General features: G+C 56.5%; 19 protein-coding genes. 6 read left to right on the top strand and 13 right to left on the bottom strand.

Annotated features, from left to right (window positions below; genetic code table 11):
* Positions 1–21 precede the first annotated feature (21 nt).
* The 6 genes from HNQ92_RS08390 to HNQ92_RS08365 form a co-directional block, all read right to left on the bottom strand.
* The gene (locus tag HNQ92_RS08390; RefSeq protein WP_184173077.1) at positions 22–2331 is read right to left on the bottom strand and encodes a TonB-dependent receptor; all 2310 of its coding nucleotides are present in this window, start codon (positions 2329–2331) and stop codon (positions 22–24) included.
* 129 nt (positions 2332–2460) lie between these two features.
* Positions 2461–3879 carry a TolC family protein gene (locus HNQ92_RS08385; protein WP_184173075.1) on the bottom strand — a complete coding sequence of 473 codons (1419 nt, stop codon included), beginning with the start codon at positions 3877–3879 and terminating at the stop codon, positions 2461–2463.
* Positions 3880–3893: 14 nt separating this feature from the next.
* Positions 3894–5258: an HlyD family secretion protein gene (locus HNQ92_RS08380; RefSeq protein ID WP_184173073.1), complete on the bottom strand. Its 1365-nt coding sequence runs from the start codon at positions 5256–5258 to the stop codon at positions 3894–3896.
* Between the two features lie 12 nt (positions 5259–5270).
* On the bottom strand, positions 5271–7469 hold the full coding sequence (locus HNQ92_RS08375; RefSeq protein WP_184173071.1) for a peptidase domain-containing ABC transporter: 2199 nt from the start codon (positions 7467–7469) through the stop codon (positions 5271–5273).
* Between the two features lie 278 nt (positions 7470–7747).
* Positions 7748–9535: a glycoside hydrolase family 15 protein gene (locus HNQ92_RS08370; RefSeq protein ID WP_184173069.1), complete on the bottom strand. Its 1788-nt coding sequence runs from the start codon at positions 9533–9535 to the stop codon at positions 7748–7750.
* A gap of 23 nt (positions 9536–9558) precedes the next feature.
* The gene (locus HNQ92_RS08365; RefSeq protein WP_184173067.1) at positions 9559–10965 is read right to left on the bottom strand and encodes a mercuric reductase; all 1407 of its coding nucleotides are present in this window, start codon (positions 10963–10965) and stop codon (positions 9559–9561) included.
* Between the two features lie 177 nt (positions 10966–11142).
* Here HNQ92_RS08365 and hemF point away from each other — a divergent pair, with 177 nt between their 5' ends.
* Positions 11143–12057, top strand: coding sequence for an oxygen-dependent coproporphyrinogen oxidase (gene hemF, locus HNQ92_RS08360; protein WP_184173065.1), 915 nt, complete (start codon positions 11143–11145; stop codon positions 12055–12057).
* 27 nt (positions 12058–12084) lie between these two features.
* Here hemF and menC read toward each other — a convergent pair whose 3' ends face one another.
* Entirely contained in the window at positions 12085–13188 is a 1104-nt protein-coding gene (menC, locus tag HNQ92_RS08355; RefSeq protein ID WP_184173063.1) for an o-succinylbenzoate synthase, read from the bottom strand.
* Positions 13189–13227: 39 nt separating this feature from the next.
* On the opposite strand from menC, the gene lpxK reads away from it, so the two are divergent.
* The 5 genes from lpxK (at position 13228) to HNQ92_RS08330 (ending at position 20972) form a co-directional block, all read left to right on the top strand.
* A complete protein-coding gene (gene lpxK, locus HNQ92_RS08350; RefSeq protein WP_184173061.1) occupies positions 13228–14322 on the top strand; it encodes a tetraacyldisaccharide 4'-kinase in 1095 nt (364 codons plus the stop codon).
* A 7-nt stretch (positions 14323–14329) separates the two neighbouring features.
* Positions 14330–16291: a putative porin gene (locus HNQ92_RS08345; RefSeq protein ID WP_246439803.1), complete on the top strand. Its 1962-nt coding sequence runs from the start codon at positions 14330–14332 to the stop codon at positions 16289–16291.
* Between the two features lie 181 nt (positions 16292–16472).
* Positions 16473–17066, top strand: coding sequence for a MiaE family protein (locus HNQ92_RS08340; protein WP_184173059.1), 594 nt, complete (start codon positions 16473–16475; stop codon positions 17064–17066).
* Positions 17067–17167: 101 nt separating this feature from the next.
* Positions 17168–18031, top strand: a complete 864-nt coding sequence (locus HNQ92_RS08335; RefSeq protein WP_184173057.1) for an NmrA family NAD(P)-binding protein — start codon at positions 17168–17170, stop codon at positions 18029–18031.
* Positions 18032–18059: 28 nt separating this feature from the next.
* Entirely contained in the window at positions 18060–20972 is a 2913-nt protein-coding gene (locus tag HNQ92_RS08330; RefSeq protein WP_184173055.1) for a PD-(D/E)XK nuclease family protein, read from the top strand.
* 159 nt (positions 20973–21131) lie between these two features.
* Here the strand turns inward: HNQ92_RS08330 and HNQ92_RS08325 are convergent, their stop codons facing one another.
* From HNQ92_RS08325 to HNQ92_RS08300, 6 genes are all read right to left on the bottom strand, one after another.
* A complete protein-coding gene (locus HNQ92_RS08325; protein ID WP_184173053.1) occupies positions 21132–21428 on the bottom strand; it encodes a hypothetical protein in 297 nt (98 codons plus the stop codon).
* Positions 21429–21503: 75 nt separating this feature from the next.
* Positions 21504–21710: a hypothetical protein gene (locus HNQ92_RS08320; protein ID WP_184173052.1), complete on the bottom strand. Its 207-nt coding sequence runs from the start codon at positions 21708–21710 to the stop codon at positions 21504–21506.
* Positions 21711–21945: 235 nt separating this feature from the next.
* The gene (locus HNQ92_RS08315) at positions 21946–22176 is read right to left on the bottom strand and encodes a hypothetical protein (RefSeq protein ID WP_184173050.1); all 231 of its coding nucleotides are present in this window, start codon (positions 22174–22176) and stop codon (positions 21946–21948) included.
* Between the two features lie 300 nt (positions 22177–22476).
* Positions 22477–22884 (bottom strand): globin domain-containing protein, encoded by a 408-nt coding sequence (locus HNQ92_RS08310; RefSeq protein ID WP_184173048.1) that lies wholly within the window; start codon positions 22882–22884, stop codon positions 22477–22479.
* 164 nt (positions 22885–23048) lie between these two features.
* Positions 23049–24875 carry a carboxypeptidase-like regulatory domain-containing protein gene (locus HNQ92_RS08305; protein WP_246439801.1) on the bottom strand — a complete coding sequence of 609 codons (1827 nt, stop codon included), beginning with the start codon at positions 24873–24875 and terminating at the stop codon, positions 23049–23051.
* Between the two features lie 18 nt (positions 24876–24893).
* Positions 24894–25883, bottom strand: coding sequence for a FecR domain-containing protein (locus tag HNQ92_RS08300; protein WP_184173046.1), 990 nt, complete (start codon positions 25881–25883; stop codon positions 24894–24896).
* Between the last annotated feature and the right edge of the window lie 5 nt (positions 25884–25888).

Below are 25888 nucleotides of genomic sequence, written 5' to 3'. Positions count from 1 at the left end.
TCCGGCAGGTACTTGGTTTTGTTAAAATTCCCAGCGGTAGCTCAGCACCGGGATCAGCCCCAGCTGGTAGGTAGGTACCACGCGTCGCTGGTAGGTGTCGTAGTAGCTAAAGGCCTCGTTCTGGGTGTTGGAAACATTTTGCAGATCCAGCGACAGCGTGCGGTTGTAGGTACTTTTGTTTTTCTTCCAATAAATCCGCAGGTCGGGCCGGAAGTAATCCTTCATTTTTAGCGTAAAAGCCTGCTCGGTACGGTAGATGGTGCGCTGCTCCGTTTGCGAGGCCGCGGCGTCGATGGGCGTGTCGCGGAAGCCCCCAAACCACAGCAGGCGGCCGTTGAGCCCCCACGTACCCTGGCGATTGGTTTTGAACTCTTTACCTCCTGTAAACGTAAGCGTGTGGTTGCCGTTGAAGCGGGTACTTCGCCGCTGGCCGTCGCTGCCCACGTAGGTGGCGTCGTAGAGCGAGCCTGACACCAGCAGGTAGTAGAAGTCGGTGAGGTACTTTTGGTACGTAAATTCCAGGCCGTAGTTGCGCCCCGTGCCGACGTTGGTGAGGTTGTGGTAGAAACTGGTTTCAATCAGATTCAGAACTGAGAAAGTACCATCCATGGGTGCTACGGGTACTTTGAAGTACGACTGCAGGTACCCCTCCAGCTTCAGGCTACTCCCCGACGGCCAGGTGTACTGGTAGCCCAGTACCAGGTGGTGCGCCCGCGTAGGTGCCAGGGCGCGGTTGTGTGGGGTACCTACAATATACCCGTGGGTTAGGTACACCTGAGGCAACTGCAGCTGGCTATGCAGCCCGTACGAGAAACTCACGGCCTGCCGCGGGGTAGTTTGCCAGCGCAACGAAGCCCTTGGCTCCACCGACTGCGTGTTGTTGAACGTATAGTGAAGGTAATGCAGGCCCACGTCCGAGCTCAGCCGGGGGGCGAGCTGCCATTGCCAGGAGGCGTAGGGCTGTACGATGACCCCCGTCAAAGTACCTTCTACGCGGGAAAGACCACCCGACAGCAGTCGGTCTTTTTGGTAGGTGAGAAAAACACCCGCTTTGAGGCGGTGTGCTTCGCCCAGGCGTTGGGTAAGGGTAGAGGAGAGTGAGAGGCGGCTTTTTTCTACTTCATCCTCCTCCACGAGATTGCGCTGCGCGAGGTCCGAGGGCGCGAGCAAGTACCCCTCCCGGCGGCTCCGCAGTCCCGAGGCCACCAGCACCGTGCGGAGGCTGGCGTGGCGGCCCAGCGACACGCTGTGGGTAGCGCCCGCTGCACCCATGCGGTTTTTGTACAAAATATCGTAGCTGTCTTTCTGATTAACCCAAAGGCTCGTGTCGCGCTCGGCGTTGAAGACGTTGCTGCTGTAGCCGCCCAGCCCAAATACCGTGAAAGTACCCGCCTTGGCCGTGGGTAGGTGTAGGTTAAAGGATAAATCCTGAAAACGAATGTCTTCGCCCCCGAAGGTAACGCCCAGTGCGCCCAGCAGCCCCGTGAAGGAGTAGCGGTAGTTGATGAGGTAGGAGGCTTTAGAATTTTTGGATAAAGGCCCTTCGGCGGCCAGGTCGAGCCCGATGAGGCCCGCCTGGGCGGTAAATTCGGTTTTTTCGTTGTTGCCGGGGCGCAGCTTCATGTCAAGTACCCCCGAGAGCGCGTTGCCGTACTCGGCCGGAAAAGCCCCCGACAAAAAGTAAGAAGTACCCAGCAGCTGGGTACTCAGGATATTGACGCCACCGCCCGTCTGGGTGGGACGGTCGCTGAAGGTACCTGCGTTGGAGAGGTGGTTGGGGTTCACGATCTCGACGCCTTCCAGCCGCCATTGCATCCCGTTGGGCGAGTTGCCCCGGATCACCAGTCCGTTGGCCTGGTCGTTGGCGGCGGCTACGCCGGGGAAGGACGTCGCCACGCGGGCGGGGTCGAGGTAGGTGGCGGCGTAGCGCAGGGTTTGCTCGGTAGTAATGGCCTGCACGCTGTTGACGGCCACGGGCCGCGTGGTACTAACCGTGGCCTCGGGTAGTTGGGTACTTTGGGGCGTCAGCTGTACGCTAAGTACCTGCTCCTTGCCCGACTCGAGCAGCAGCTCGGGCAGGATGAAGGGTTGATACCCCAAAAACGAAACCACCAGCGTGTAACGACCGACGGGTAGTTGATCAAAACGAAAGGTACCTTCGGGGGTAGTTTGGGTACCGTAGCGGGTATTGAGCAACTGCACGCTGGCCGTGGGGAGCGGCTGCCCGGTATCCAGGTCCGTTACGGTGCCCCGGAGGGTGGACGTGAGGGCCTGGCCGTAGCCCAGGTAGGTACTTGAAAGAATGAAAAGGAAAAATATAATTCGTAGCATGGGAAAAATCAGGCAGTACTTTAAAAACCGGGCGCAAAGTACGTGAATATCCGCCGGGATTTAAATGATATAAATCCTTTTGGCGTAGCCAGTAAGTACCCCACCTCCCGTAGCCGCTCCAAGTACCGGCTACTCCCAGCCGGAAAGTCCGGCCGCAAAGAGCAGCGTCGCCAGGGTTTTCTCGTACTTGGCTTTCAGCGACGCCACCTTCACCCGCGACTCGTTGAGTTTCGACTCGCGCGCATTGACCAAAAACAACGAGCTTTCGCCCATTTCCAGTTTTTGGAGCTCGGCGCGCAACAAAATTTCCTGGTTGGCCACGGAGCGGAGCTGGGTATTGATCTGATTTTCGTAGGTCTTCACCTCGTTGTAGGCGGCGTTGATCTCGTTGTTGATCTCGCGCTGTACCTGTGCCTGCTCCAGGTCATTTTGCAGGAGTTTGATGCGCGTCTGCTGGAGCTTGCCGCGTTCTTTGCGCAGCAAAAGCGGGTAGTAGAGATCGAAGCTCAGCTTGTAGTTATTATTCAGGTACGGGATGCCCGTGCGGGTTTCCTGCCCGTTGAAAAAGCGCCCCTGGTACAGGGCAGCGGCATTGACGTTGAGCGAAGGTTTGAGCATCTCGCGGCCCAGCCGCTCGTCGATCTGTAGCTGCTGGCGCTTGAAGTCATACTTGATGATCTCGGGGTGCCGCTGGCGGGCCAGCAGGATGAGGTCGTTGAGCTCGGCGGGTTCGATCACGCGACCCAGGGTACTTTGGGGAACGGCCGTTTCGGGCAGCTCCAGCGGCTGCTCCGACTCGCCCCAAAGGTGGTTGGAGAGGATCAGCCGGGCGTTTTGCAAGTCGAGCCGGGCCTGCTCGAGCGACACCTCCCGCTCTTGCAGCGTGACCAGCGCTTCGGTGGTGTCAATGGAGGCCAGGTCGCCAATCAGCGAGCGCTGCCGGGTACCTTGAAAGCGTACGTTGGCTAGTTGGTAAAACTCGCTGGCTAACAGGTACTGCTGGTAGGTAAAGTACCAGTCCCAGTAGTCTTTGGTGGCGGTGAGCACTACTTTGTTGATGACCTTGACCCGCTCGGCGTCCGCCATGTCCTGAAATATAGCCGCCTGCTTGAGCGTGGCGCGGCGGTAGTCGATCAGCAACCCCTGCCCGATGGGTACCTGAAAGCCCAGGTACGTAATGCCTTCGGGGCCGGTGCGGATGTCGTCGCTGAGGGTCACGCCCACGTTGCGGTCGTAGCCTACTTTGAGGTCGGCACCGCCCAGCCAGACGGGTACTTTCAGGAAAAAATCGCTGCGGTTGAAATATTCCCGCGCTTTGTACACTTTACGGTCAAAGGAACCTTGAAGCGTAGGGTCAAAGCCCCCGCGGGCTATGAGCAGCTCGCGCCGGGCGCTTTCCGATATGAGGTTGCTTTGCTTGACAAGGGGGTGGTGGTGCAGGAGTTGTGCATAAAAGGTACCATAGGAAAATACCTGCGAGGTATCCTGAGCATCTACCTTCCCTACGCTTAGCCACACAAGGAGTCCAAAACAGATCGTACGAACCATGGTTTACTTCTATTTTATTTATCGCCGGCCGTTGATTTAGACGTAATTTTCTGAATTTCTTTTTGGTTTAAATCGGGTGGGAAACCGTTGAGCTGCCGCCAGATCTCGTACCACACCGGCACGTCGTTGAGCATCACCCAGCCGTAAACGCCCGAGCCTTGCCGAATGGCCTGCGGCCACTCTTCGCCTTTTTTGGGGCGTACCAGCAGCCGGTATTGCCCACTGACGCTATTGACGCGGTCTACGACCTCGACAACCCCGCCAAAAGTACCCACCGACACGCCGGGCCAGCCCGAAAACTGCAGCGCGGGCCAGCCGTCAAACTCCAGCCGCACTTCGCGGCCCGTACTCACCAGGGGCACATCCATGGGCCGGATGTACAACTCCACGGCCTGCACCGGATTGGCGGGCTGCAGCGTAGCCACCGACTCCCCCTCCTTGATATTTTCGCCCAGGCCGGCTTTCATGGCCCGTACAATGTACCCGTCCTGCGGAGCCCGGATGTAGTACTGATTTTGGCGCACTTCAATGCTGGCGTACTTATTCTGAAGTTTGGAAAGTTCGGCCTCGGCTTCGGCCAGGCTCGATACCGCCGAGCTGCGGTCGGAGTTGGCCTTGGCGATTTTATCCTGGTACTCGGCCGTGACCGAGCTCAGCTCGATGCGGGCGTTGAGGAGCTCCTGCCGCGAAGTCTCCAATTTATTTTCCAGCGAAATTACCTTGGCCGACTCCTCCTGTACCTTCAGGCGGCGTGTTTCGAGATCGGTTAAAGAGAAAAGCCCGTCCTTGTAGCCGCGCTCGAAGCGTTCGAGGCGGTCGTTCGAGATTTGGTAGTTGGTACGCAGGGCCACGAGGTCGGTACTGTCGCTGATTACTTTAAGACGCCCCTGAGATACCTTGTTTCGGGCTTTTTGCAGGCTGAATTGCAGCCCTTCCCGCAGGGCAGTCAGCTGCTGATCCAGGGCGGTGATCTTGTTGCGGTAGCCCACAATGCCCGCCCGCTTGGCATCCACCTGCTCCTGCGTACGCTGAAGAACCTGCGGGTCGAAGTACTCATCTTTTGTTTCGGAAATGGCCAGGATGGTATCGCCCTTGGCCACGAGGTCCCCCTCGTTGACGTACCATTTTTCGATCCGCCCGGCAATGATATTCTGGATGGTCTGGGGACGATCCTGGGGGCCGAAGGCCGTTACGCTGCCGGTGCCGTTGATGTTTTGTTGCCAGGGCAGGAAGAGGGTGAGCAGCAACACCACCACGATCACCTGAATCCAGCGGGCAAAGACAATTCCCGTTCGGGGGGTACTTAGGGTACTTAAGGCGTGAAGATTGTATTTATCAAGTACCTCATCTTTCACACGATGACGCGATATATTCAGCATACTACTTAGGGCCTAGTTTTGAATTTCGTACTGAATCGATTTCTTATACTCGGGGTTTTCCTGCACTTCTTCGTAGGTACCTTTCACCACGATACTCCCCCCTTTGAGTACCATCACCTCGTCACAGATGGACATGATCAGGGGGTCATTGGACAGGATCAGCAGCGACCAGGGGTTTTGCCGGTCGGTCAGGAAACGGATCAACCGGACCCGCTCGGGCCGCTCCAGGTTTTGGAGCAGGTCGGTGATCATCAGCAGCCGCGGCTTGTGAATGATGCAGCGCGCAATAATTACTTTGGTAATGAAGCTATCCGAAAAGCGCCGCCCGCCGGGTACCATCAGGGTAGAGAGCCCTTCGGGAAACTTACTGAGCTGGTCGGAGAGCTGGAGTTGGTCCAGCACCCATTCCAGGTCGGTGAGGGTGATTTCCTTGCGCCCCATCGTAATGTTCTCGAGAATCGTCCCTTCAAAAATATCGTCGTTGGAAATATTCTTTTCGATGTAGTTGCGCAGGCTGGCGATGTTGAGGTCGCGGAGCGAAATACCGTTGTAGGTGATACCCCCTTCGTAGCTGGTCAGCAAGCCCGAAAGTACCTTGAGCAGGGTGTTTTTTCCGGAGCCATTGGTCCCCGTGATGCACAAATGCCGTTGCGCTTCCAGCCCAAAGGTAAGGTCATCCAGCACGTAGCGGCTCTCGGAGTCGTAGCGGTAGCGGAGGTTAGATACTTGCAGGTTGAGCCCCTGGCGTTGGTTTTCGGGCTTAAAGTTGAAGCCGGATTCCCGCTCGAGAGGTAGGTCCGTGACGGACCCCAGCTTTTCTACGGCCGTGAGCGAATCAAACACCACGTCGATGCTCAGGATGAGCTTCTCCACGGAGCTGGTGAGCAATACGATCACGATTTCGGAGGCCACAAACTGACCCAGCGAAATTTGCCGGTCGATGACCAGTACCGTACCCAGAATCAACAAACCACCGATGACGGCCGTTTTGAAGCCCACGGCATTCCAGAAAAAGGTAACCAGAATGCTGAAATGCTTTTTGCGGTAGGTCAGGTACTTGTTCACGAGCCCGTCCATTTTGTCCATGGGTAGGTTGGAATTGCCCGCCATCTTGAAGGAATAAAGCGAGCGGGCGATGTCTTCCAGCCACTGAGCTACCTTGTACTTGTACTTTGACTCCACCAGGCTGGTTTCCAATCCTTTTGGTCCGTTGAAGTAAATGATCAACGCTACCAGCAGAAAAATGAAGAGGCCGAAGGCGATGAAAAAGGGGTGGTAAAACGAAAGCAGGATGATCCCGAAAATAATCTGTAAAGCCGCCCCGGTGATTTCGATCAGGATTTTGGGAAGGGATTTTTGGACGGTCAGGATGTCAAAAAACCGATTCATCAGCTCCGGCGGGTAGTAGTTGAGCAGCGACTCGGTACGTACCCGGGGAATCCGGTAGGTGAATTCAAAGGCGGCTTTGGCAAAAACCCGCTGCTGGAGCGTCTCGACCAGGGTGATCTGGATGATCTGCATGATGCCCGTAACAAGTACCCCCAGGATTACCAGCCCGACCAGCAGGTACACCGAGCTGAACACCATGCCCCCGGCTATGAGGTTGATGATGGCCTGAATACCCAGCGGCAGCGATAAGCTGATAAGCCCCACCACGATGGCATAGAGGTAAATATACCCGATGTCCTTCTTTTCGTTGCCCAGCAACCGCATCAGGCGCTGGAAAGGCGTCAGCTTTTTCTGGGCGGTAGTCTGGTCGTTACTGACCAGCGATTCCATCGGGAAAGCCGTGAAGTAAAGTACCTTGCCGTGCAGGGAGCGGTCGGCGGAGTCTTGGTCCGTAACGGGCTGCTGGGACGTAAGCGGCCCCGCTAGGGCCTTGCCGTCGGGGTCTATGCGGAGGCGAAGTACCTCGCCGCGAAGGTTTTTTCCGGCTATCACCGGAACGATGGCGTCGGATTCCTGCTCGAAGTAGAGCAGGGGGTAGTGGGCCCTGGTCAGCAGATCCTCGAGTTGCTTTGGGTCCACGTAACTCTTGACCAGGTTCAGGTCGTACTGACGAGCCGTTCCGATCAGGTCGGTGATGAAGCGCGGTAAGTCGCCGGGTGTGTAGGAAAGGGCATAGATGGCGTCGGGTTTGGCAACTTCTTTCTTTTTACCCAGCGCTTTAGTTAACTCACTACAGAGGGTATGAATCAATCGTGTCGTCATGGAAAATGGCGCTATTCTGAGTCGTGTAGTTTAGTTTTGATCACTTAATTAAAACGTTGTTTCATTTTTTAAAAATACCTTGTAACGCGCTGATTCCCTAAAAAACTATTTTTCTACCTATTGACTTATCGGAAACATACCAGGCCCCGATGCGAAGTGCCAACTCAAGCTTTGGCCCTGGCAAATTAAGCCGGAATGAATTCTCCATCACAAAGCCAAGATCACAAACAGCCAAAAAATAAATTAAGTGCCTAAAATAGGGTCATCGGTTAAAATATTTAATTCGGGCTTTCCAACGACTCCTTGGCGTAGGCATTTCGCAGGTCCACCACGGCGTCAATGAAGGCCGCGTGCACAAAGCTTTGTGGAATGTTTCCCATCATGCGGCGGTGGTCCAGATCCACCTCCTCGGCAAAAAAGCCCAGGTCGGTGGTGTACTGGAGGGCGGCTTCGATGATGGCTTCGGCTTTGGGGTACTTTTGGGCCCGGACGTAGTATTGCGCCACCCAAAAGGTACTGGCCAGAAAAGCCCCCTCCTGCGCGGAATCGACATCCACCAGGTGCCGCCAGTACAGGTTTTCGCGGCAGTAGTCTTGCTCGATGCGCTCCATGGTTTTCACCATCGGGTCGGCCAGCGCCTCCGTATACGACCATACCGGAAATAGCGCGGCTGATATGTCTACGTCTTCGCTACCGGCGTATACGGCGTAGGCCCCGTCGCTGGTGAGGCAGTGGGTGTCGATGTACTCGCGTACCTGCCGGGCCGTTTGCCGCCATTTCTCCTGCTTGGCCGGGTCTTCCTGGTACTTGGTCATGGCTTCAAGAGTGACGGCCACCAGCACCTTGCCGCAGGTATAGTGGTGCTGCTGGGTTTCTTCCCACAGGCCGTGGTCGGCTTCCTGCCAGTTTTCGCACAAAAAATCGGCGATCTGCTCGCAGATGGCCCAGTGCTCGCGGGTGTCGTAGGCGTCAAAAATCAGCTCGGCCGCCAGCAGCACGTTACCCAGGGAGTCGAGCTGTAGCTGGTCGTTGGCGTCGTTGCCCACGCGCACGGGGCGGCTGCCAAGGTAGCCGGGCCAGTCGAGGTAGGTTTCGCCGGGTACCTCAGTTTGCGACACCGAAAACAGGGGCTTCAGGTAGTAATTGGGTACCTGGTGGGCCGTGTCACAAATGTAGCTGAGGTACCTTCGCTCTTCGGTACCCTCGCTACCTGCCCAGATCAGCGCCGACACGATCATGCCGGCGTCGCGCAGCCACACGTAGCGGTAGTCGTAGTTGCGCTCGCCGCCGGGTACTTCGGGCAGGGAAGTAGTAGCAGCGGCGATGATGCCCCCCGTAGGGGCATAGCTCATGAGCCGGATGGCCCGGATGGAATCTTTGACCAGCTCCTGGTAAGGGCCTTCAAAGTGAATGTGCGAGGCCAGATCTTCCCAGCGCTCCAGGCTGTGCTTGTACCAGGTACCGATCTTATTTTTCAGGGCGTCGATCAGCATGGTGTCCATGAGCAGGGTGTAGCCGTTTTCCCCCTTCGGGATCGTGACCGTGATACAGTCGCCGTGGATGTGCCAGGGATGCGAGGCGTAAAAGTACCCTACGTCACCAATCCGAACGTAGTCATCGTACTCCTGAAAGTCGGGCTCAGCCCGGCCGTAATCCGGGGCGGCCCGTAACATCACCGTCAGGTCCTGCGGGGGCGCGAAAAATTCCCGAATGAGCCCAAAGACGGGTTCTTCCATGAACGGCATCCAGTCGCGTACGCAAAAGGAAGCGCCGTCGATCGCGTAGGTAGATTCGAGCAGGGCCGACTCCCCCAGGTACTTGCGGGATTGGAAAACCATATCGGGAGCCGAAAAGTACCACGCCCCGGCCGCTTCGCCGCCAATGAGCTTGCCAAATAACGATGGGTTGTCAAACTTCGTGGGACAATACCAAACTACCTCGCCCGCCTGCGTAATCAAGGCGCAGGTACGTTGGTCGCCCACGACGGCCAACGTTCGGAGGTCAATGGCGGGGGTACTTTCGAGTTCGTTTTTTGGGGTTGAATGGGTATCTTTTACCTGATGCATACGGCGTTCATGGATGAAGTGAATTAATTTTCCAGGCTTGTGAAAAGCGTATTGAGGGATTCGGCCCAGGTTGGGTGGGCCAGCACGGCATCCCGCAGGCGGGAGTAGGGGAGCTGCCCCAGCATGGCGATCTGGATCATGGACATGATTTCCCCGCCCTCGGCTCCCAGGATGGCCGCCCCGAGTATTTGCTCCGAGTCGGCGTCGATCACTACCTTCATCAGGCCAGCCGTACGGCTGGTTTCCAGCGCGCGGGCCACGCTTTTTACGGGCAGGCGGGCCAGCAGGATGTTCAGCTTCCGGTCACGGGCTTCCTTTTCGCTCAGGCCCACCCGCCCCAGCTGCGGGTCGGTAAATACCGTATAAGGTACCTGTCGGTCTTTTATCGTGGCCGGGCCTTTTTTAAGCAAATGCTGACTCACCACGCGGTAGTCGTCGTACGAAATATGCGTAAAGGCCGGGCCACCTTTGATGTCGCCCAGGGCGTATACGCCGGGTTGGGTCGTTTCCAATTGGTCATTGACGTTGATGTACCCTTTTTCGTCTACCTCAATGCCCGCCTCGGCCAGGCGGAGCGCCGCCGTGTTGGGGGTACTTCCCGTCGCTACGAGCAGGTGGCTGCCCGTCCGTTGCCGGGTCTGACCGTCCTGCGAAAGATGAAGTACCACCTGGCCTGATTCGCTACGCTGCACGCGTTTGGCCTGAGTATTAAGCAGCAGGTCGATGCCCTCTTCTTGCAGGATGTCCGCCAGGCAGTCGGCTACGTCCGCATCTTCGTTTTCCAGGAGTTGCGGGCCTTTTTGGATGATCGTCACCCGGCTACCCAGCCGCCGGAACAGCTGCCCGAACTCCAGGCCAATGTACCCGCCACCCAAGATCAGCAGGTGCTCGGGGAGCTCGTCCAGCTCCATGACGGAAGTAGAGGTAAGCCACGCTACGGTGTCGAGGCCGTCCAGGGCGGGGGCAGCGGGGCTGGTGCCGCAGTCGATAAACAGGCAGTCGGCGGAGAGCGACAAGGTACCTTGCTCCGGCCTTTGTACTTCGATCTGCTTGGGACCCATAAAAGACGCTTCGCCCCGGATGATGGTCAGGTTTTCGGCGGCTTCCAGGCTTTCTTCCACGCCCTTACGGAACTGCGCCACCAGCTCATCTTTTCGCCGCTTGACGGCTTGGTAGTCTACCTCCACCGGGCCGGTGCGGACACCGTACTCGGCCGCGCGCCGCGCCAGCTGCGCCACTTCCGCCGAGGCAATCAGGGTTTTGGTGGGCGTGCAGCCGTAGTTGATACAGGTACCTCCCAGGTACTTACGCTCCACCAAGGCGGTTTTCCAGCCGGCTTCGGCCAACGCCAGCGCCAGAGGTTTGCCGGCCTGTCCGGCTCCCAGGATGATCGCCCGGTAGTGTTGGGTCTTAGTTGAGCTTGTGGTCATGAATCGGTCATTGGTGGCGGGTACTTCAAGTACCCACCGGGTACGTAGTCGGCTAAGGATCTTTTGTTCCCACGCCGGGTAGGATTAAAGCGCTTATCCTAGCATAAACTACGATTTCAAGCATCCTGTTTTTATTCCTCGTAGATTTGCCACTCGCTTACCAATTCATTTTGCCGCATGGATGCATTGACCATTGAAGCCTATTTTAAGAAATTACAAGATACTATTTGCCGGGCGCTGGAAGCCGAAGACGGTATAGGTACCTTCCGGGAAGACGCCTGGACGCACCACTCCGGCGGGGGCGGCCGCACCCGACTGATCCAGAACGGTGCCGTGATCGAGAAAGGCGGCGTGAACTTTTCGGGCGTGCGGGGCGAGGTACATCCGCGCTTGCGCCAGCAAATGGCACTGGCGGATACCGACGACGTCCATTTTTTTGCTACGGGCGTTTCTATCGTGATGCACCCGCACAGCCCGCGGGTACCCATCATTCACATGAACGTAAGGTACTTTGAGCTCAGCAACGGTACCTGTTGGTTTGGGGGGGGGATTGACCTCACGCCGCACTACGTGGTGGAGCAAGACGCCCGCTGGTTTCACGCGCAGCTGAAGGCCGCCTGCGACCGCCACCATCCCGACTATTACCCCCAATTCAAGACCTGGGCCGACGATTATTTCTTCATTCCGCACCGCCAGGAAACGCGGGGCGTGGGCGGTATTTTTTTCGACTACCTCAAACCTGCCACTCCCGACAACCCGGCCCAACCAACCAAGGAAGCCCTTTTTGCTTTTGTACAAGAAGTAGGAGAAAGCTTTGCTCCTACCTACACGCAGCTGATGCAGAAGTACCGCGACGAGCCCTACGGCGAGCGTGAAAAAAACTGGCAGTACCTGCGGCGGGGCCGCTACGTGGAGTTTAACCTGGTGTGGGACCGGGGTACCAAGTTTGGCCTGGAAACCAACGGCCGTACCGAGTCCATCCTGATGAGCCTGCCGCCCCAGGCGCAGTGGGCCTATGACCACCAGCCGGAGCCCCACTCGCCCGAAGCCGACACGCTGGCCTGGCTGCGCAAGGGCGTGGCCTGGGCCTAAGGTACTTTTGAAAAAAACACCAGGTACCTACACGCTGATCCAGGTACTTTCCAGGGCCGAGAGGTCCCAGGCGACAGCGGGGGCGTAGTGCAGGTACCCCTGGGCGGTATGCAGGGGGGAAGCAAAATTGTTTTCGTAGAGTTGGCCCGTACCCAGTCCCTGGGGTAGTTGGGGATCTTGCTGAGCGGTGAATTGGGCAATGGCGTTGAGGCCGAGGTTGGACTCCAGCGCCGAGGTGATCCACCAGCCGATGGACAGCCGCTGGGCAATTTCGATCCACTCGAGGCAGTGCTGAAAACCACCCAGCAGGGTAGGCTTCAGGATGATGTACGGCGCATGGACTTTTTTCAGCAGGTTGAATTTTTCCATGTAGTCAAACTTCCCGATCAGCTCTTCGTCCAGGGCAATGGGCACGGGGGTACTTTGCACCAACTTGGCGAGGCGGTCCGTTTGGCCGGCCTGGATGGGCTGCTCGATGGAGTGCAGCTCGTACTGCGCCAGGCGTTCTAGCTTTTGGGGCGCTTCGTCCGGGTCAAAAGCCCCGTTGGCGTCCAGCCGAAGGGTCAGTTGGCTCGCCGAATAGCGCTTGCGCAGCGACTCGAGAAGGGTACATTCGGCCTCAAAGTCCAGGGCACCTATCTTCAATTTGAGGGTAGTGTAGCCTTCGGCCAGTTTTTGCTCAATCTGCCCCGTCATGAAGTCCGGGCTACCCATCCAGATCAGGCCATTGATCGGGAGCGGTTTTTCACCTTTGGAAAATGCGTTGGGATAAGGTACTTTGTGGCCGCCGTTCATGAAGTCGAGCAGCGCCATTTCCACCCCGAACCGAACCGAGGGCAGGTGCGCCGGGATGACCTGCTGCAGAATGATGGGTAGGTTGAAAGGAAAAACTTCCAGGTCGAAGCTATTGAACAATTGACAAACCGCCACCAGCTGTAGTTCAAAATCCGGGATGGCGTCCACGCTGAGGCCGCTCAGCGGGCCGCACTCACCCAGTCCCTGAATGCCGGGTTGTTCTTCGTCGGTAATGCGTAGGAGCCAGGAAGTTTTTTGAGTCAAAACACCACGGGAAGTACCTGCTTCAAATGTAAAGTGTAAGGTATAGGGCTGATACTCAATTTTCAAGGCCATACGGGGCGGGTTGTCAGATTGGAAACGAACTTCAAGTATATGAAATTTATACGAAATACTGCGAAATCGTTAAGTATCCGGCGCGGAATTAGGTCGTTTTTCTGGCCCTTGTCCGGGCTGTATGGGCTCGTTACCCTGGCTAGGAATGCCCTGTACGAAGCGGGTTGGATGCGGTCGGAGCGCGCGCCGCTGTTTAGCGTGGGCGTGGGCAACCTCACCGTGGGTGGTACCGGCAAAACCCCGATGGTGGAGTACCTCATCCGGCGCTACGCCCACACCCACCGGCTGGCTACCCTGAGCCGGGGCTACGGCCGCGCCACCCGGGGTTTTCGGTTGGCCGATGCCACCTCCACAGCCCGTGAGCTGGGCGACGAACCCCTGCAATATTACCTGAAATTTGGTGAAAAAGTACAAGTGGCCGTCTGCGAAGACCGCCTGCTCGGCGCCCAGCGCCTGCACGCGCTTTTTCCGGCACTCAACCTGCTGCTGCTCGACGACGCCTACCAGCACCGGGCCCTGCAAACCGACGTGACTATCCTGCTGTCGGACTACCGGCGGCCTTTTTACGAAGACGAGCCCTTTCCTACCGGCCGCCTGCGCGAAACCCGGGGTGGAGCCCGCCGGGCCGACGCCGTGGTGGTGACCAAGTGCCCAGGTACTTTGTCAGAGGCTGAGCAAGAAATGATCAAAGAAAAAATCAGCCAGTATACCTCGCCAGGTACCCCCGTTTTTTTTTCGTCGGTAACGTACGCGGAGCCGCGCACGCTGGCGGGTGAGGTACCTGCCAAAGTACCCTCGGTGGTGGTGGTGGCGGGCATTGCGCAGCCGGAGCCTTTTTTGCAATACGCCCGCGCGCGATTTTCCGTTATAGAGGAGTTGATTTTTCCCGATCATCACAATTACAGCGCGCCGGACAAGGAGAGGCTTCGTAAGTACGTAAAAAGCGATACTTTTGTGCTCACAACGGAAAAGGACATGGTCAAACTGCGGGAAGGGGAAAGTACCTCCGGGCTCGGCTCACACTGGCTGTATGTACCCATTGAAACGGATTTTGGGAACGACACCCAGCGCTTCGACGCATGGCTGCAAAACGTAATAAAAGTACCCTCGCTACCAGACCGTCCGCGCCGCTAAACGAGCTATGAAGAATACGAAATACGGGGCCCTTTTTTTTCTTGGAATACTATATGTACTCAACGTCGCGGTGGTCCAGGCTCAGCAGCTACCCGGCGGCATCCGAATGCCCTCCGGCGTACCGGGCGGCCTGGGTGGGGGCGGAAACATGGGGGGAGCCGTGCTGGACGACAGCACCAAGACGATCTACGGCCCCCAGACGACCCTGCACTTCTACGAAGAAGACATCCTCAACAACCGCGACTCCCTGCGCTTCCGGGTAGACACACTGCTGGACAACTTCCACCGCTGGACCTACCTGGACCGCGCCCTGAACCGCCTCGTGGACTTGGGCAACCTCGGCACGGCTACGCGGCCGGTATTTTACCAGGGGCGCGACGAAGTGGGCGCGCAGCTGGGCTTCCGGGCTTACGATCCGTACGCCATCCAGCCCGAGGAGGTGAAGTACCACGACACCCGCTCTCCCTACACCGACATGACGTACATTGCCGGCGGGCGCGGGCAGAATATCCTTCGGTTTGGTTTTAATCAGAACGTCAACCCGCGGCTCAACGTGGGCTTTCGGCTGCAACGCTTCACCTCCAACAAGCAGTACGGTACCTACAGTAGCCTCGGCTCCGAATCCAACCTGGCCCAAAATTGGAATTTCCTGCTGCATACCAACTATTTTTCTGCCAATAAAAAGTACACGTTGCTGGCGCATTTTCGCCACCTCAACCACCAGGTGAAAGAGCAGGGCGGGCTCATTCCGGACTCCACGGCGGCGGGTGGCCTGGATTTGTTCAACTACGAAGGCCCCGCCCGGCTCGACGACCAGGCCCGCTCCTGGGAGCGCCGCAATGTGTACCACCTCTACCACCAGTACCGCCTGGCCAACGGCTTCCAGTTGTTCCAGACGCTCGACTACCGCCGCGTCATTAATCGCTACACCGATCCCTCGCCGCTTCAGGGCGTTACCAACGGCATTTATCCGGGCATTCTCTTCGATAGTACCTCCGCGACCTACCAGCAGGTCGATTACAAGCTGCTCGAAAACCGGATCGGCATCAAGGGTACTTTCTCGGGCTTTACCTACCGCGCCTACATGCGCAACCGGCTCTATTCCATGCAGGGTACCTACAACCTCACGGATTCTGTCCAGGGCAGGTACCGGACCAGCCATTTTGAAAAAGTCATTTTGGGGCTGTGGCTGAGCTACTACCTCAAAGATTCTACCCAACACCTCACCGCCGAGGGCGAGCACCTCATAGGCCGCGATTTCCGGCTGAAGGGCGAGCTGGCTACGCGCTGGTTTCGGGCGGGGTACCATACGTCGTTCTGGTCGCCGGATTTGCTCATGGAGCGCTACGTGAGCAATCATGTGCGCTGGGAGAATAATTTTACACTTACTGGGGCCAACACGCTCTACGGCTCCATCCCCATCAAAGTACGGCACCTGGAGCTGGAGCCTACCCTGCAGTACCAGCTCATTACGCGCTACCTATACTACGACACGCTGGGCCTGCCGCGCCAGCTGAACGGCTCGTTCAGTGTGCTACGCCTGGGGGGTACCTTCAGCTGGAGCCAGAACAAGTGGAACGCCTTCGCCATGGGCTACTACACGGTCAGCTCCAACAGCGACGTACTTCGCATTCCGGCTCTCTTCGCCAACGCCCAGATCAGCTACGATTTTACCTACGCCAAGGTACTTTTTATACGGGCGGGTGTGGCAGTCCACTACCGATCGGCCTACCTGGCCGACGCCTACCTGCCCCTCACGCAGCAGTTTCATATACAGAATGATTTCCGGGTAGATCAATACGCCGTGGCGGATGTCTTCGCGACGTTCCGGATCAAGCGCGTGCGGGTGTTTTTGAAAATGTCGCATGTCAACGAAGGGTTGCTCGGGCCGGGCTACTACACCACGCCCGGCTACCTGGGGCTGCGCCGTACCTTTGGCTTTGGGCTCAGCTGGCCGCTATTTGACTAGGTACCTACGCAAAGGTACCTGGGGACTTTCAAAAGCATTCGAAGCCAGTAGCAGGTACTTCTTTTTTATAAGGGGTTCAACTTTTGTACCTTTATGTTCTGTAATGAAGCGAGGAACACCAAGGTACTTTGCCGAAAAGGTACTTTCTTCTCGCTCAATCAAGTACCTACCAACCATACCTATGTCTTTAACAACCCTGGGCCTCGAGCTACCCACCGACCTGCGCTGGGTGAATATCGCCGAAATGCGGATCGGGGATATTCTGATCGACCACGCTTACTGTGAGCAAAAGGCCGCCTCGGCCTGTATTTCGCTGATTGTGCATTATCCCGAGAAAACCCTGCTCGTGGAGGTACTTACGCCCATCGTGGCCGAGGAATGGGGGCATTTTCAACGGGTACTTAAGGAGCTTCGTAAGCGTAATATTCCCCTCGGGCACCAGCGCAAAGACGAGTACGTGCGGCAGCTCCAGCCGTTTATGCGCCACAAGGGCGACTACTTTGACGCCCTGCTCGACAAGCTTTTGTGCTGCGCCCTGATTGAGGCCCGTAGCTGTGAGCGCTTCAAGCTGCTGTCGGAGCAACTGGCCGACGAAAGTCTGCGGAAATTTTACCGTGAGCTGATGGTGTCGGAGGCGGGGCATTACCGTACTTTTATCGAGCTGGCCGAAGCCTACGTACCCAAGGAGCAGGTACGGCAGCGCTGGAAGGAGTGGCTGGCGGTCGAAGCGGACATCATGCAAAAACTCGAAGTACGCGGCGACCGGATGCATTGACGAGGGTACTTTTAGTCAAAAAGTACCGTTATGAATAAGATGATAAGCTGGGAAAAATGGAAGGTACCTACTACCCGTTGAACGCCTAATCGTACTATGCTATGAATGTAATCTTAGGAGCTTCCGGACAAGTAGGCTCCGCCGTAGTGGCGGCGTTGGCTGAAAAACAAGTACCCGTACGGGCCGTCATTCGGGACGCTAGCAAGGCCCCGGAGCTGGAAAAGAAGGGAGTTGAAGTACGCATAGCCGACTACTTCGACGCCAATGCATTGCAAAAAGCGGTAGAAGGCGGCGAGCTGCTTTTGGTACTTACGCCGGAAAGCCTGACGTCGGATGATGTGATGGGTGAGACGGACGCCCTCGTGACCAACTACCGAGAAGTGATCGCGGCGACGGGAATCCGCCAGGTAGTTGGGTTGTCGTCGATGGGCGCTCAGCACGCCAGCGGCACCGGCAATCTGCTGATGTCCTACAAGCTGGAGCAGGCCTTGGCCGGGCTACCCGTCCAGCCGATCTTTGTGCGGCCGGCTTACTACTACAGCAACTGGCTGATGTACCTGGAATCGGTGCGGGAGCAAGGTACTTTACCTACTTTTTTTCCGGAAGACCTCGCCATCCCGATGGCCTCACCCCTGGATGTAGCGGGCTTTATTGCCGATCTAATCAGTAACCCCAACCGGGAGCCGGGTATCTACGAAGTGGACGGCCCGCAAGCATACAGCGCCCGCGACGTAGCCCAGGTGCTAGCTGAAGTACTGGCCCAGGAAGTCAGCGTAGCCCCCATACCCCGCGAAAGCTGGGAGGCGTCGTTTCGGCAGGCGGGTTTTACGCCGGATGTCACGCGCCATTTTGTGGCCATGACCCAGGCCGTGGTGGAAGGCAAAGCCCAACCCGAGCGCCGGGGTACGATCTCCGTCCAATTGGGTACCACCCTGAACGAATATTTTAAAGAACAGCTTACCTGAATTTACAGGTACCTCTATCGATCAACGCATGATTTCTTTTTTGGCCCAGGTGGCCCGGCATATACTGGCTCAGCACGGCGTTTCGCTGGAGCGGGTGGCCATTGTGGTACCTACGCGGCGGGCGGCTTTCTTCGTGAAGCAGGAGCTGGCTCAAGCCACCGATACGCCGCTGGTGAGCCCGCAGGTGGAGGCCATCGACGACTTCGTGGAGCGCGCCTGCACCCTGGAAGTGGCCGACTCGGTGAATTTGCTCTTTGAACTCTACGAAACCTTCAAGGAAATTGACCCCAGTGTGCAGTTCGATCGCTTCATGGGCTGGGCGTCGGTGCTGCTGAGCGACTTTGACAAAATAGACCAGTACCTGGTCCGGACCGACTACCTCTTCGACTACCTTTCCGAGGCCAAGTCGGTGGAGCGTTGGCAAGACAGCCTGCCCGCGGGCCGTTCGCTGGCGGCCACGGGCGGTACCAAGCAGTACTTCTCGCTTTTTGAAAATATCAAAAAAGTCTACGCGGCTTTTCGGGAGCGGCTGGCGCGCCAGGGCAAAGCCTACCGGGGCATGGCCTACCGGCAGCTGGCCGAGCAAGTAGATGCCCTGCTGCTGGCCCGCACCGACTTCGACAAAATCTACTTCGCGGGCTTTAATGCCTTTACCGAATCCGAAAAAGTCATCATCCGGACGCTGGTAAAGGCCGGGCGCGCGGAGGTACTTTGGGACACCGACCGCTACTACCTGACCGAAAACCTGGGCGTGGAAGCGGGCCAGAGCCTGCGCGAGTACCGCCGGTCGGCGCTTTTTGGCGAGTGGAACTGGCTGGGCGATCAGCTGCTGACGTCGGCCAAAACCATCACGACCTACGGCGTACCCAACGCCACCCTGCAAACCAAGGTGGCCGGGCAGCTCTACGCCGACATGCGACGCCTCGACGACCCCGAGCGCCCCGTACCCACGGCCATCGTACTGGCCGACGAAAACCTGCTGATGCCCATGCTCTACTCGCTAGACGAAGGCGTGACTGAGCTGAACGTGACGATGGGGCTTTCGCTGCGTAACTCGCTGCTCTACACGCTCATCGATAGCCTTTTTGAGCTGCAGCAAAACGTGGCGGAGTTCAGAACCAAGACGGGCCGGATGGTGCGCCTCCCTAAGTTTAACCACAAGTCCATCACCAAGGTACTCAACCACCCCTTCATCCGGCACTACGAGCAGGTGGTACTTCAGCCCGGCGCTGCCGATAACCTCACGATCATCCAGCGTACCCTGCGCGAAATCAATAGCAACAACCGCGTCTTTCTGAGCACCGACGAACTGCTGCTGATCAGCGACGAGCACGAGCTCTTCAAGGTACTTTTTACGCGCTGGGAAAAAGACAACGCTGCGCAGGTGATTCACGCTTTTTACAGCCTCATCGACCTGCTGCGGGAGGTTTACCGCGACTACAAGAATGCCCTCGAGACCGAGTACCTCTATTTGTTTTATACGCTGCTCAAGCAGTTTGAACAAACCCTGGCCGAGCGCTCCGAGCCGCTGACGCTACGCACGCTGCGGTCGTTTTTGTTCGAGCTCATCCGCCAGACCCGCATCCCCTTCAGCGGTGAGCCCATCAGCTCGTTGCAGCTCCTGGGAATGCTCGAAACCCGCGCGCTGGACTTCGAGCGGGTCATTGTGCTGTCGGTCAACGAAGGTACTTTGCCCCAGGCCAAGCAGCAAAACTCCCTGATTCCGTTTGATATAGCGCAGGAGGTGGAGCTGCCCACGCACCAGCACCAGGAGGCCGTGATGTCGTACCATTTTTACCGGCTGCTGCAGCGGGCTTCGGAGGTGCATTTGCTGTATGTCAATACGCAGGATGCGCCCGGCGGCGGCGAAAAGAGCCGGTTTATTCAGCAGCTGGAATACGAGCTGACGCAGTATAACCCACAGATCCAGTTTCTGAACAAAGTGGTGGAGCTGGAAGAGAAACCCAGCCCCGCGCGTAACACCGAAGTACCCAAAGACGAGCCCATGCTACGGGCCATTCGGGCGCACCTGGGTACCAAGGGGCTGTACCCCACGCACCTCAACCAACTGACGCGCTGCTCGATGCAGTTTTATTTCAAGCACCTGGTGGGCGTAGAAGAAAGGGAGGAAATTGAGGAGGACCTGGGGATGGACAAAATAGGTACCTGGCTGCACGCCAGCCTGGAGCACCTGGACCAAACGTACTTCCTGCGCGGCCTGGACCCCACCGAAGAGCAGATCAAAGGGGTACTTTGGGAGCAATTTCAGGAACAGTTCCGGGGGTACGTCACCGACCTGGGCCTTAACCGGATCTACTACCAGATCGGGGAGCAGCAGATTCTGGCCTTTCTGAACCACCAGATGACCCAGCCCAACCGCCGAAAGGTACTTGCCGCCGAACAGCCCCTGCGCGCCGAGCTGCGGCTTGACGTAGAGGGCGAAGAGGTACTTGTACAGCTGGGCGGGAAGATCGACCGCGTGGAACTGAGCCACGAAGGTACCTTGTACGTAATGGACTACAAAACCGGCAGCGTGACCTTCAGCGCCAAAACCAACCTGAAAGACCCTCTCAAGAAAGAGCACATCCTGGCCGCCGATCCGGACCTGAAGGCGGGCTACGTGCGCCAGCTGTGGCTGTACCAGTACCTGATGTACCGCCAGATGCTCGACGGCGACGGCCTGGTCCTGAACGGGCAGACGTACTCGCCCGCGGCCTACAAGGTACAGTCGGGCTTTTACTCCTTTCGGGAGCCCGACAAGCTGCTGGCCAACGAAGTGGAGCTCATTGAGGGTGGGGACGCGGTGGCGTTTGTGCGGGAGTCGGAGCGGCTACTGGGGCAGATCATCCGTGGCCTGCTGGACCCCCAGGTACCTTTCCGCCAAACCAACGACCGCCAGGTATGTGAATACTGCGACTACCGAGGGATCTGCGGGCGCTAAAGTAAGTCAGAAAGTACCTGCCTCCGAGGTAAAACAAAAGGTACTTTTACTAGCTTCTTACGGGCTGATTTTTCATTTTTATCTTCCAGGTAATTCAGGGCTTTACCGTAGGTTTTGGTGCCAAGTCCTACCTGGGCCAGTACTTTTATTTCTCGCGCGTTATCGAGGATTTTTACCCGTAAAAATGGTGATCGTATGGTCATCAACGTGATGATAGCCGTTACTACCCACCTTATCTTTTATCACCTGTTTGGCGATTTGATCCAGGAGCGCGGCCCGTGTTGGTAAAGGCGTTTTTGTTTGGGCCTCCCAGTGTTGGGGCGTAGGGATGCCAATGATGACTAAGGCAGGCGACGCCGCAAACTCGTACCACATGTCAAAGGTTGTTTCGGGGCTAGAAAAAGTAATGGTACCACTACGCCCGTTTTCGGTGTATTGTAAAATAAAAGCAATCATAGAGAGAAAAGTTAATGATTCGGATTCCTATACCGAGTTCAGGCACAAAGCCTGAACGATAATGTGTAGTTTATTTCATAAAATGTTTTTGGACCATAGATAGCCAATAATGAAGGCAATTATAAAGCCAACAGGCCCGTAAAAAAAGATGCTACTCATGGCTGCTTCAACGCTTCGGTCGTGGGTGTTGGATGAGAATTTATGGATGAGGAAGTATGCCAGCAAGGCGATGGCGACGAAGCCAATCATACCGCAAAGCAATCCGATGCCAATGTGCTTCATGGAAATAGCTAGTTTTTTAGTTCGTACACTTGAAATTATGGGGTTTGACTTTGGAAGGGAGAAATGTATTTTACCACAAATTTACTATTCAGTAGCTCGCTGGCTAGTAGCCGTTCATTTATAGATAGGTAACTACCAACTCCAGAACGATGATTGCCAAGAAATGAGTAGCTAATTTACAGCTGCATAAGCCGCAGGAATAAAGCAAATCTATGGTGCCAATAGCGTAGGTACCTTACCGTTGACGATGCCCGGCTTTTTTATCGGCTTGTGCCGAGGCAAGGTAGGGGGGCTTTTGAGATTCCTGCCGTTGGGTTCCTAAAATAATACTGATTAAGCCAAGGATTGTGCCAGCCATATCTCCATTGCGTAAGTGAATGGTTAAAACATTCATTTGGTTGAGAACGTGGATTGGCACAAAGCCATAAAGGAGGTTTTTGGTTTGAAAGATATTCTTCTTTTTCATGACAGATTGCTACCTATTTTTTTGAGTTCAAGCTTGGGTAAAGGAGATTCTAAAGGAATTTTGAAATACGGTATTTTTTAATTTTTAAGCTGGCTTGCGTGCTTGCCATTTTTTTGGCAGCCCAAGGAGGTGATGTTGATACAAAGGTGAGTCCAGGTGATCTTATTACCCAAAATTTTACTCTGAGTGGGGGAAAGTAGTTTGTTGAAGCGTTGGTAATTGGTGATGAGTCGCGATTTTCGTCACCAACGGCAAGTGGAAAAATAGGTACTTTAATTTCAGGAATAAACCGGCTTCTTTCTAGCCTTTCTTTGCAAGCATGACGCTCGTGAGCAGATCGTAACAGCAGATCCAGGCTTGTCGTACCTCCTCGTTCCAGTCCTGACCTAAACCCTGCTCCAGGGTCCACAATAAGGCTTCTTTCACTGCTACGTAGTGTTCAGGCTTTACCCCGTACCCGGCGTGGCTTTGGGCTAACTGATTAATTTCCTTTCCTACTGCTTCCGGCCGGTCGAGGCGAGCTACCAGTATGCTAAGCGTGTCGATAAACTTTTGGTATTGATTTTCCATCGGCCCCTTGAACATGGCCCGTAAGGACGGGTACTGAATGAATAACCGTTCATAGAAAACATCGCCCAGCAGGGCCGGGTCGATTTCTCGTAGTAGTTTCCAGCTTTGTTGGACCAGAAGGAGCTGTCGGTTAGTCATGATGATTCCCAGAGCGTAATTAGTGGGATAAAGAAAGGGTGAACCAGGAGCATTTACAACAATTTCGGCACGAGCCGTGTATCTGAGCCATTCAAACGTATGGAATACGGACCTATGCCGCGCTCTAAAAATATTTTGCTGGTCGTGATTTGCCTGCCTTTGGATCAAATCATACGGCCGTAACGCCAGCTCAGGCCCGCCTGCCAGCCCAGCCATGAACTGAGCTGTGGACCCAGGTTGAAGCCAGGATAAGTAGTGAGGGGTAGTTTTTTGTAGCCCAAAGTACCCTCGGTAGTAGCGTTCAGCTGAAACAACGACCAGGCCGGACCCGCAAACACCCGCACCTGCTTGCCTAGTTTATAGCTCAGGGAAGGTTGAACGCGGTACATCGTCGGGAGGTCTTGCCAGGTACCCAGGTAGATATTTTGCTGGCTTAGCTCGGTCAACAAATCCAGCCGCCGGGCCAGCCGCCATTCCTTTCCTACCCCAAAACCCACGGTATAGGCTCGGGCGGCGGGACCAGGGGCCGCCCCTACGAAGAGATAGCTGTAAAACCGAGGCGTGCCCATCTTCCAGGCGAGGTTGTAGGGAATTACCTCCGTGGCGAAGAGTGAAAGGCTGGAAGCGCTATTTTTCTTGATAAAATTAAACAGCCCGATGCTGTAGCCCGAGGAGCTGTCGGCCCGGTTGATGATCCCGATCTGCACGCCCTGCAGATTTTTAGCGTAGTTGAAAACGCCCAGCTGCAGCCCGTGAAGGTTCGTTTTACTAAGGTTGGCCAGGGCCGTAACCTGCGCCCCGTGCATGTCCTGCGCTACCCGGTTGATGCCCGCCGTGAGTTGCAGGCCTCGAAAAATACCCCCCGCGTGGTTGAGCCCCGCCGAGAGCTGCAGGCCTTGCCCCTGCCCCCGCAGCAGATTGAAACCCGACGATACCTGGACTCCGTGCAGGGTACTGGCGGCGCGGTTGAAGGCTCCGCTTAGCTGAGCACCCCGCAGGTCTTGCTTCGCTATGTTAGCCACCCCTGATACCTGCACGCCCTGCACTGAGTCCAGAACGTGGTTGAGCAGCCCGGCGATTTGCACGCCCCGCACGTGCCCGGAAACAATATTCAGCGCGCCGGCGATTTGCAAGTACCTGACGTCTTTCTTGGTAATATTAAAACCACCGGCTATTTCCAGGCCGTTGACGCCCGCCGTGTAGCCACCCAGCATGTTGAGCGAAAATTTGTTGACCACTTGCGCGCTCATGCGGCCGTGGGTGCCGAGGCCGGGTACCAGGGAGGTTTGGTAGGGCAAAGCCACAAAAAACGAACTGATGTTGCGTCCCTGAAGGCGTTGCCGTCTTGACAGCAGCCGTCGGCCCAGCCAGGTGGAGGCGCCGTCGGAGTAGCGAACTACCATGGGGTCCAGCTCGATGGCGCGGGTGGAGATGCCGATGGCGAGGCTGTCGGGTAGTTGTTCTTTTAACACTAAAGTAGTGTCGCCGTAGCCTACTTTGCTCACCGTCAGGCTCAGGGGGAAGGTTTTGTCGCGCAGCCGGAGCCGAAAGGAACCGTCGTCGGCCGAGAGGGTCGACACCAGTTGCTGACGCACGTACACGCTGGCATAGTCGACAGGCTGGTTGGTTTCGAGGTCGATCACGCGGCCGCTGACGTACACGACCCGCTCTTTGGGCGCGGGCAGGATGATCAGGTACTCGCCCTTCTCTTTGTATTGAAATTTATTTTTGAACAACAGATCCAGGACCTGCTTCACGGGCTTGGTAGCCTGGAGCGTCACGAGGCTGTCGGAAGGAACGAGGCTGCTGTTGTAGGAAAAGTAAAAATGGCCCTGCTCGCTCATGAGCCGAAGTACCTCCGACACGGGCTGCTGCCGAACGTTGACTGAAACCGTTCGGGTCAATATACCCTGCCCATACAGCAGGTATGGTAGCAGCATAAACGCGGCTACCATCCGGCCTTTTTTAAGTAACGTAAAGGTCTGGTTCATGCAGGTCAAGCCAAAGCCCTAGCGCAGGATGTACTGTGCGCCCTGGCGTTCCACCCTGATCGACAGCGTTTCGCTGATCACGTCCAGGAGCTGGTCTACGGGTTGGTTTTCAAAGGTAGCATGAATTTTTAAATCCCTGATTTTGGGGTTCCCGATGACGATCTGGGCCTCGTGAATTTCGTTGAGCATATCGACCAGCAGCCACAGCGGGGTACCTTCGCAGACGAGTTTTCCGGTGCGGTAGTACGCATAAAATTCGTCCTCGACGCGCTGCTTGGTGAGCTCCGCCCGTGCTTTCCCCACCGAGGCTTTCTCCTGCGGAAGTACCCTGATTTTTTGGTTTCCGTGCGCCACTTCTACCTGGCCGGTTTCTACGATTACCTCCGTTTGCCGGGTACTTCCTTTCACGTTGAACGAGGTACCTACCACCGTGACGGTCACGTCGTTGATGGTGATGACGAAGGGCTTTTCCGGATCGGCCACCACCTCAAAGAAACCTTCGCCCGTTAGGGCTACCGCGCGTTTATCGTCCGCAAAGCGGTCGGGGTAGGTGAGGGTTGATTTCTTATTCAGAACCACCACCGAGCCGTCGGGTAGGGTGTCGGTCCGGGTACCTTCGCCGGAGTGTACCACCCGCTCCGGCGCTCCGCCCGGTGCGTAGAGGTAGGCCAGCCAGCCCGCGCCTGCCAGCAGAAGTACCGTAGCGGCTACCAGCAGCCGCTGAAAAAGCGGCCGGGACCACAACGGAACGACCCGGCCCAGCCGTTCGGTTTCCTGGGTTCGCGCTTTGAAGCGCTCCCAGGAGGCGTTTTCGTCAACCTGGCTATGCGCGGCCAGCTGCTTGCTATGCTTCCAGATGAGCTCAAAGTGGTCGTAATAGCGTCGGTTGGCCTCGTTTTCAAGGAGCCATTGGTCCACCTCCCTCCGCTCGGCGGGGGAGGCTTCGTCCAGCAGGGCCTTGACCAGCAGGTCGTCCATGGGGTGGTGATCGTTCATTTTTTCTTTCATGACGG

This window comes from Rhabdobacter roseus, from assembly GCF_014202275.1.
Taxonomy (GTDB): Bacteria; Bacteroidota; Bacteroidia; order Cytophagales; family Spirosomataceae; genus Rhabdobacter; species Rhabdobacter roseus.
Note: the sequence above shows the minus strand (reverse complement) of the source record. Positions and strands in the feature narration are given on the sequence as shown.